Origin of the sequence: Caulobacter endophyticus (genome assembly GCF_003116815.1) — a bacterium.
Lineage (GTDB): Bacteria > Pseudomonadota > Alphaproteobacteria > Caulobacterales > Caulobacteraceae > Caulobacter > Caulobacter endophyticus.
This window is the reverse complement of the sequence record NZ_QDKQ01000073.1, coordinates 1-7302: the sequence shown is the minus strand read 5'-3', so window position 1 is coordinate 7302 and position 7302 is coordinate 1. Positions and strand designations below refer to the sequence as shown.

Below are 7302 nucleotides of genomic sequence, written 5' to 3'. Positions count from 1 at the left end.
ACCCTCTCCCGCCTTCCCGATACGCGCCTTGCGGCCCCGCTCGATGCGGTCCTCGCCACGCTTGGGCCGGTACCAAGAGCCCTCCCCATGGCGGGGACGGCTTTGATTATGACCCAGGGCTGAGCGCGTCTGATGGAATTGGATGAGAAAGTTGTAGGGCGTTGATCGGGTTCAGGAGTTTTCGCGATCCACCGGGGATACACGCTGCTCTATCCCCATAACCGGGAACCTCCTCCTATGGGGGAGGCAATCGCGTAGCGATCGGTGGGGGGTGTTGGTGATGACTTTCCACGACCTCGAAAGCTGAGAACTTCCCCCCACCGGCCTTCGGCCGCCTCCCCCACAGGGGGAGGTTCCTTTTGATCGCCTTCCTCGCCCTTGTGGCGAGGATTCATCGTTCGGCCTGCTCAGACCTTTCGAGGTCTGCACCGTCTGAGCAGCGGCCGGCATGGACCCTCGCCACAAGGGCGAGGGAGGCGGGGTTTATTGGTTGGACGGAGGGCGGCCCGACCTCAGCGGTCCCCTCCCCCTCCCCCTCCGGCCCTCCGGGCCACCTCCCCCTTCAGGGGAGGATCTCGCCGCTAAGCCCCGATCAGCTCGCGGCCGATGAGATAGCGGCGGATTTCGTTGGTCCCCGCGCCGATGTCGTAGAGCTTGGCGTCGCGCAGCAGACGCTCGACCGGCCATTCCTTGGTGTAGCCAGCGCCGCCCAGGGCCTGGATGGCTTCCAGCGACACCTTCACGGCGTTCTCGCTGGCCATCAGGATCGCGCCGGCGGCGTCGAAGCGGGTGGTCTTGCCGGCGTCGCAAGCTCTAGCGACCGCGTAGACATAGGCCCGGGCCGAGTTGAGGGCCACGTACATGTCGGCGACCTTGCCCTGCATCAGCTGAAACGAGCCGATCGCCTGGCCGAACTGCTTGCGGTCGCGCACATAGGGCAGCACGTAGTCGAGGCAGGCCTGCATGATGCCCAGCGGCCCGGCCGAGAGCACGGCGCGTTCGTAGTCGAGGCCGCTCATCAGCACCCCGACACCGCCGCCCACCGGCCCCATGACGTTCTCCTCGGGGACCTCGCAGTCCTCGAACACCAGCTCGGCGGTGTCGCTGCCGCGCATGCCCATCTTATCGAGCTTCCTGGAGACGCTGAAGCCCTTCATGCCTCTCTCGACGATGAAGGCGGTGATCCCCCGGCTGCCTCCGCCGGTCTTCGCATAGACCACCAGCGTATCGGCGTGGGGAGCATTGGTGATCCAGAACTTGGTCCCGTTCAGCACGTAGCGGTCACCGACCTGCTCGGCGCGCAGCTTCATCGAGACGACGTCCGAACCGGCGCCGGCCTCGCTCATCGCCAGCGAGCCGACATGCTCGCCGCTGATCAGTTTCGGCAGGTAGCGCTGCTTCTGCTCAGGCGTGGCCCAGCGGCGGATCTGGTTGACGCAGAGGTTGGAGTGGGCGCCGTAGGACAGGCCCACCGAGGCCGAGGCGCGGGAGATCTCCTCCATGGCCACCACGTGCTCGAGATAGCCCAGGCCCAGGCCGCCGAACTCCTCTTCCACGGTGATCCCGTGCAGGCCCAGGTCGCCCATCGGGACCCACAGCTCACGCGGGAAGGCGTTGGTCTCGTCGATCCGGGCCGCCAGGGGCGCGATCTTGTCGGCGGCGAAGCGGGCCGTGGTTTCACGAATCGCGTCGGCCGTCTCGCCGAGCGCGAAGTCCATCGAGGGTGCAGTTTGCAGCGTCATGCCCGGATGCATAGCACAAACGCCCGCCGATCAACGAGACCGGCGGGCGTTCATGCTCTTTTGGCCGGCGATCCGGGGCTTCCCCGGCCTTTCAGGCACGATGTTCGACGATCAGGCCTCGTCGAGGTCGGGGCCGCCCAGCTTGCGCAGCAGCAGATAGGCCGAGACCGCAAAGCAGATCACGCCGATGACGCTGGCGCCCCAGCCGAACATGCGCACGGCGTTGAGGCCGGGGTCCGACGCCACCGACAGGTTCCACAGCACCCCGCCGCCGAACAGGGCAAGGCCCAGCAGGCCCAGGCTGACCAGCAGGCTGCCGCCGCCGAAGGCCGGCTGCTCGGGCGGGTTCAGCGGCACGTCCAGGGTCTGGATGTCGACCTCGGCGCCGCTGGTCGAGAAGCCGCCGAGGTTGAAGGGCGAGCGGGTCGGTTCGCGGGCCGTCTCGAACAGGGTCGGCTCGACCGGGGCCTGGACTGGAGTCTGGACTGGGGCCGCGGCCGGCGGATCGGGCACGAACAGCGGGGCCTGGGCCGGAGCCGGCTCTTCAGGGGTCAGGCGGAAGGGCTCAAGCGTCGGCGCGGGCTCGGGCGCGTGCAGCACCGGCGCGGGCTCGGCGGCGGCGACGGGCGTAACGGGCGGCTCGGGCATGGCCAGGTCCGGCGCGGGCGGCGGCTGGGGCGCCGAACGGACCGGCTCGTCGGCCAGTATGGCTTCCAGGCGGGCGCTGACGGCCGCGGCGGCCTGCTGGCTGGCGCTGGGAGCGTCCTCTTCCGGGATGGCCGGGGTCAGGGGGGCGGGGCCTTCCTCGCGCTCGGCGATCGCCCTGTCGCCCTCCAGGCGGGCCGAGACGGCGGCGGGGGTCTGTTTCGGGACGGCGCAGCTGGCGTCGTAGTCGACCTTGGGCCGCAGCACCGGGCTGGGCGCAGGAACCCACTGGCCGTCGGGCGGGGTCAGGAACAGGGTCTTCTCGGCGGCGCGGCGGCGCACCAGGGCGTCGATGACGATCCGCTCGCCCTCGAAATCGGCCTTGCGCCACATCTCCATGGCGCAGGCGGCCTGCAGCAGCGAGCCCTCGTTGATCCGGCGCAGCACGCCCGAGCGCATGAAGTTCTCGGTCCCGATGTTGAACGCAAAGCACGTCAGGGCGTCGAACTGGTTCTGGTTCAGCGGGGCGTAGGTGTGCTCGTTCACCGCGTGGGCCACGGTGATCAGGTCGTAGAGCAGCAGGGCTTCGGCGTCCTGTTCCGAGACGGTCGCGCCCCCCCGGGCGGTCAGGGTGTGCCCGTAGCCGATCGTCCAGCGGCCGTCGGGCAGCTGGGCGGCTTTCTGGCGATAGCCCTCGAACCTCTTGATGAGATCGACGGCGGCGCGGGAGACCTGATGACGCGGCTTCATCGCGAGAAACGACCCAATTTGAAACACGGGCGGATGCCCTCGCCCGGTCCCGCGCAAGACCGGCGCCGTTTCTCAACGATCGGGTAAGAAAAATGAACGGCGGGGCCGCTGTCAGTTGAACAGCAGCGCGGCGATCAGCAGCACCGAGAAGAAGCCGGCGAAGTCGGTCAGGAAGGTCACGAAGATCGACGACGACACGGCCGGGTCCCGGCCCATCTTCTCCAGGGCCAGCGGCGCCAGGATGCCGCCGACGGCGGCCGTGAAAATGTTGACCACCAGGGCCAGGGCCACGGTCAGGGAAAGCTTGGGATTGTCGTAGAACACATAGACCGCCGCCCCCATGACGATGGCCAGGGTCAGGCCGTTCATGACGCCGACCAGCAGCTCGCGGGTGACGATGCGGGTGGCGTTGGCCGCGGTCAGCTCCTTGCTCGACAGCGCCCGCACGGCCACCGCCAGCGTCTGGGTGCCGGCGTTGCCGCCCAGAGACGAGACGATGGGCATCAGCACGGCCAGGGCCACCAGCTTGGAGATCTCGGCCTGGAAGAGCGCGATGCCGGAAACCGAAATCGTCGCCGTCAAAAGGTTCAGCAGCAGCCACGGAAGGCGCGAGCGGACGATGTCGATGACGCTGGCGTCACGGCCGACGTCGGACACGTTGGCCAGGGCGAGGATGTCTTCCTGCGCCTCCTCGCGGATGACGCCGACGATGTCGTCGACGGTGATCTGGCCCACCAGCCGCCCGCCGGCCTCGACGACCGGGGCGCTGATCAGGTGGTACTTGTCGAAGATGTAGGCCACCTCCTCCTGATCCATGTCGACGGTGATCTCGGTCACCGGCTCCATGATCTCGGCCAGGGGGGTCTCCAGCTTGCTGGTCAGCAGCAGGCTGATCGGCAGGGCGCCGACGGGCGTGTAGGACGGGTCGACCACATAGACGTCGAAGAACAGCTCCGGCAGGCTGTCGCCCGACTGGCGCACGTGCTCGATCGTGTGGCCCACGGTCCAGAACTGCGGCGCGGCCAGGAATTCGCGCTGCATCAGGCGGCCGGCGGTCTCGTCCTCGTAGGACAGGGTGGTCTCGATGGCCGCCCGGTCGGTCTCGCCCATGGCCGCCAGCACCTGGAAGCGCTTGGTGTCGTCCAGGTCGTCGATGACGTCGGCGGCGTCGTCGGTGTCCAGCTCCTCCAGCGCGCGGGCCAGGGTGACCGACGGGGTCGCCTCCAGCACTTCCTCGCGCAGCTTGTCGTCCAGCTCGGCGATGATCTCGCCCAGGGCCTGGGGATCGAGGACCGGGATCACCTCCTCGCGATAGGCGGCCGACAGGAAGCCCATCAGGTCGGCGACGTCGGCCGGATCCAGCGCCCCGACCAGCTCGGACAGGCGCGCGGTGTCGCCGCGATCGGCCGCGTCGACCACCATCTCCACATAGTCGGGATTGAGGGCGTAGTCGTCGCCGAGCGCCAGATCCTCGAGATCCTCGACGACCTCGGGCTCGGGAATGGACAGGGCGTGGCGCGCGTCTTCGCTCAGGTCGGCTGTTTCCCGGGTCATGGGGACCTCCTGAACTTCAGGCGAGACTTAAGCTGCGCGCGCGTGATCCGAATGATTGAAAGCCGAAGCTTGGCGGGCGGTTGCTCCCAAACCTTGGCCGAAAAATGGTTAGAGCGCGGAAGGCGATTCGGAAACCGAAGCCTGCCGCGCTCTACGCAAGTTCACCTGGTGCGGTCGAGAAGACTCGAACTTCCACGGGTTGCCCCACAGCGACCTCAACGCTGCGCGTCTACCAATTCCGCCACGACCGCTCGTGGTGAGGCGCGGCAGGTAGCAAACTGAATCGGCTTTGGGAAGAGGAGAGTTCGGAAATTCCGAACCTCGTCCACAGATCGCTACGCGCCGCCGGCCATGTAGTCGTAGACGTCGGCCGGGCCGGTCACCTGGATGGCGATGCGATCGTCGTTGATCTGGATCTCGCCGCGGGCGATCGGGTGGTTGTTGGCCAGGATCCAGACCTCGTCGTTGGTCTTGGCGTCCAGCGGGATCACCGCGCCGCGGCCCATGCGCAGCAGCTGCTGCATCGGCAGGATCGACCGTCCGAGCAGAACGGAGATCTCGACATTGACGGCGTTGACCTGGCTCACGAAGTAAGGCCCCTGGAACTGAAATTGCCGATGGCGGGCATTCCCGCGCCCCGGCTCATGCAAGACTAAGGCCGCATGCTTGATCGCCCGTTAAACCTTGAAGACAAAGGCCTTCCGGATCTTTCGCGTCCCGACGGCGCGCCGGCGGGGTGGGCGGTTTCGACCGGCTACGTCCCCTACCCGGCAGCCGTTGCCGCCATGGAGGCCCGCGCCGCCGCCATCGCCGACGGAACGGCAGGCGAGCTGATCTGGCTTCTGGAGCATCCGCCGCTCTACACCGCTGGCGTCTCGGCCAAGACGTCGGACCTGCTGGAGCCTGAACGCTTCCCGGTGTTCGAGAGCGCCCGCGGCGGCCAGTTCACCTATCACGGCCCCGGCCAGCGGGTGGCCTATGTGATGCTCGACCTGACGAGGCGCGGACGCGACGTGCGCGCCTTCGTCGCGGCCCTGGAGGCGTGGATCATCGACGCCCTCAGCGCCTTCAACGTCACCGGCGAGATGCGCGAGGGGCGCGTGGGCGTCTGGGTCGAGCGCAAGGGCGCGGGCTGGTCGCGCGAGGACAAGATCGCCGCCATCGGCGTCAAGCTGCGCCGCTGGGTCAGCTTCCACGGGATCAGCCTGAACGTCGAGCCGGACCTGTCGCACTTCTCGGGCATCGTGCCCTGCGGCCAGGTGGAGCACGGGGTCACCAGCCTGGTGGACCTTGGCCTGCCGGTGACGCTGGACGAGGCCGACGAGGCCCTGAAGACCAGCTTCCGGAAGGTGTTCGGTGCGGTCGAGGACGCGGTCCCGCCGGTGCTGGGCGACTAGATCGCGGGAGCCTTGAGGGGCGGCTGGCCATAGCGGTTGGCCCCCTGCTCGCCGCCCATGACGCCCAGTTCGACGATCGCCCAGACGATGACCAGGGCGAACACGAAGTCGAGGAAGTGCTGCGGGGTCGGCCAGACGGCGACCAGGGCCACCAGCACCAGGGCCGCCCACCAGCCGGAGCGGCCGCGATCGTGCAGGCGTTTGGAAAGCACGCAGGCGCCGCTGTAGAACAGGGCCAAATAGACCAGCCAGCCCGTCAGCAGCCGCAGCACGTCGCCGGCGATGGCCTCGTAGAGCACGGCCACGCCGATCAGCACGGCCGAGGCGATCAGGAACGGCGCGCGCGCCAGCCTGCCCGTGGAGGACAGGAACAGCTCCGCCCAATCGATCCGACCGTTCATGCTCGCCAGGACTCCGCGACTCTCTTGGTGCGGAACCTAGGCGCAGGCGAGCGTCAGCGGAAGTCGCGGCGCGGTCACACCCTCGGGTGAAAACCTCGCCGCGCCGCCGATCCTGCTCAGGCGAAGACCTTGGCCAGGTCTTCCTCGTCGCTGCCGCCAATGCCCTTGGGCGAGGCGCCGAAGCGGTTACGGCCCTGGGTGCCGTCCAGGAAGCCCAGTTCGATGAAGCCCCAGATCCAGCCGACGATCGGCACCAGCAGGAAGAACGCCGCCCACCAGCCGCGCTTGTCGCGGTCGTGGCAGCGTTTGACCATGATCGCGACGCTGATCCAGAGGTTCAGGATGTTCAGCGCCACGGAAATGGCGCTGCTGACCATGTTGCCGTCGGACTGCAGGGCGGCCAAGTCGCCGCCGTTGAACGCCAAGGTCTGGACCGCGTCGACGATGCCGATGCTGATATTGGCCCCGATGCTCAGCAGCCAATAGTCGAGCCGGCGCATCCGGCCGGAAAAGCCGAACAGTTTGTGCTTCAGATCCATGGAATCATCCCCCGATTGATTTCGAGGGTGACCTAAACACAGACGTCACTGGAACTCCACGAGCACCTGGTCGGCGGCGACGGGGTCGCCGGGGCTGGCGTTGACGGTCTTGATGACAGCGTCGCGCTCGGCGCGCAGGATGTTCTGCATCTTCATGGCTTCCAGCACGCAGACCACCTCGCCCTCGCGCACCGTCTGGCCGACGGCGACGTCCATGGAGACGACGAGGCCGGGCATGGGCGAGAGCACCAGCCTGGAGGTGTCGGCCGGGGCC

The 7302-nt window shown here is 67.9% G+C and carries 8 protein-coding genes and 1 tRNA gene; 1 reads left to right on the top strand and 8 read right to left on the bottom strand.

Annotation, left to right across the window (positions count from 1 at the left end; all coding sequences use genetic code 11):
* Positions 1-581 precede the first annotated feature (581 nt).
* The 5 genes from DDF67_RS22765 to DDF67_RS22745 all read right to left on the bottom strand — a co-directional run bounded on the left by DDF67_RS22765 (position 582) and on the right by DDF67_RS22745 (position 5341).
* Positions 582-1742, bottom strand: coding sequence for an isovaleryl-CoA dehydrogenase (locus tag DDF67_RS22765; RefSeq protein ID WP_109455070.1), 1161 nt, complete (start codon positions 1740-1742; stop codon positions 582-584).
* Between the two features lie 111 nt (positions 1743-1853).
* Positions 1854-3137, bottom strand: a complete 1284-nt coding sequence (spmX, locus tag DDF67_RS22760; protein WP_109455069.1) for a lysozyme-family localization factor SpmX — start codon at positions 3135-3137, stop codon at positions 1854-1856.
* Between the two features lie 111 nt (positions 3138-3248).
* The gene (mgtE, locus tag DDF67_RS22755) at positions 3249-4691 is read right to left on the bottom strand and encodes a magnesium transporter (RefSeq protein WP_109455068.1); all 1443 of its coding nucleotides are present in this window, start codon (positions 4689-4691) and stop codon (positions 3249-3251) included.
* A 166-nt stretch (positions 4692-4857) separates the two neighbouring features.
* A tRNA-Leu gene (locus DDF67_RS22750) sits at positions 4858-4942 on the bottom strand.
* Positions 4943-5026: 84 nt separating this feature from the next.
* Positions 5027-5341: a FliM/FliN family flagellar motor switch protein gene (locus DDF67_RS22745; protein ID WP_109455067.1), complete on the bottom strand. Its 315-nt coding sequence runs from the start codon at positions 5339-5341 to the stop codon at positions 5027-5029.
* A gap of 12 nt (positions 5342-5353) precedes the next feature.
* Here DDF67_RS22745 and lipB point away from each other — a divergent pair, with 12 nt between their 5' ends.
* On the top strand, positions 5354-6088 hold the full coding sequence (gene lipB, locus DDF67_RS22740) for a lipoyl(octanoyl) transferase LipB (RefSeq protein ID WP_109455066.1): 735 nt from the start codon (positions 5354-5356) through the stop codon (positions 6086-6088).
* Here lipB and DDF67_RS22735 read toward each other — a convergent pair.
* From DDF67_RS22735 to DDF67_RS22725, 3 genes are all read right to left on the bottom strand, one after another.
* On the bottom strand, positions 6085-6489 hold the full coding sequence (locus DDF67_RS22735; protein WP_109455065.1) for a DUF805 domain-containing protein: 405 nt from the start codon (positions 6487-6489) through the stop codon (positions 6085-6087). The genes lipB and DDF67_RS22735 overlap by 4 nt on opposite strands.
* Positions 6490-6605: 116 nt before the next feature.
* A complete protein-coding gene (locus tag DDF67_RS22730) occupies positions 6606-7028 on the bottom strand; it encodes a DUF805 domain-containing protein (RefSeq protein WP_109455064.1) in 423 nt (140 codons plus the stop codon).
* Between the two features lie 45 nt (positions 7029-7073).
* Positions 7074-7302, bottom strand: a 229-nt coding sequence (locus DDF67_RS22725) for an acetyl-CoA carboxylase biotin carboxyl carrier protein subunit (protein ID WP_332888340.1), incomplete at its 5' end; no start/stop codon positions are given.

Coding starts and splice junctions, on each gene's coding strand:
- mgtE (WP_109455068.1), bottom strand. CDS start 4,691: ATGACCCGGGAAACAGCCGACCTGAGCGAAGACGCGCGCCACGCCCTG.
- DDF67_RS22730 (WP_109455064.1), bottom strand. CDS start 7,028: ATGGATCTGAAGCACAAACTGTTCGGCTTTTCCGGCCGGATGCGCCGG.
- spmX (WP_109455069.1), bottom strand. CDS start 3,137: ATGAAGCCGCGTCATCAGGTCTCCCGCGCCGCCGTCGATCTCATCAAG.
- DDF67_RS22735 (WP_109455065.1), bottom strand. CDS start 6,489: ATGAACGGTCGGATCGATTGGGCGGAGCTGTTCCTGTCCTCCACGGGC.
- lipB (WP_109455066.1), top strand. CDS start 5,354: ATGCTTGATCGCCCGTTAAACCTTGAAGACAAAGGCCTTCCGGATCTT.
- DDF67_RS22765 (WP_109455070.1), bottom strand. CDS start 1,742: ATGACGCTGCAAACTGCACCCTCGATGGACTTCGCGCTCGGCGAGACG.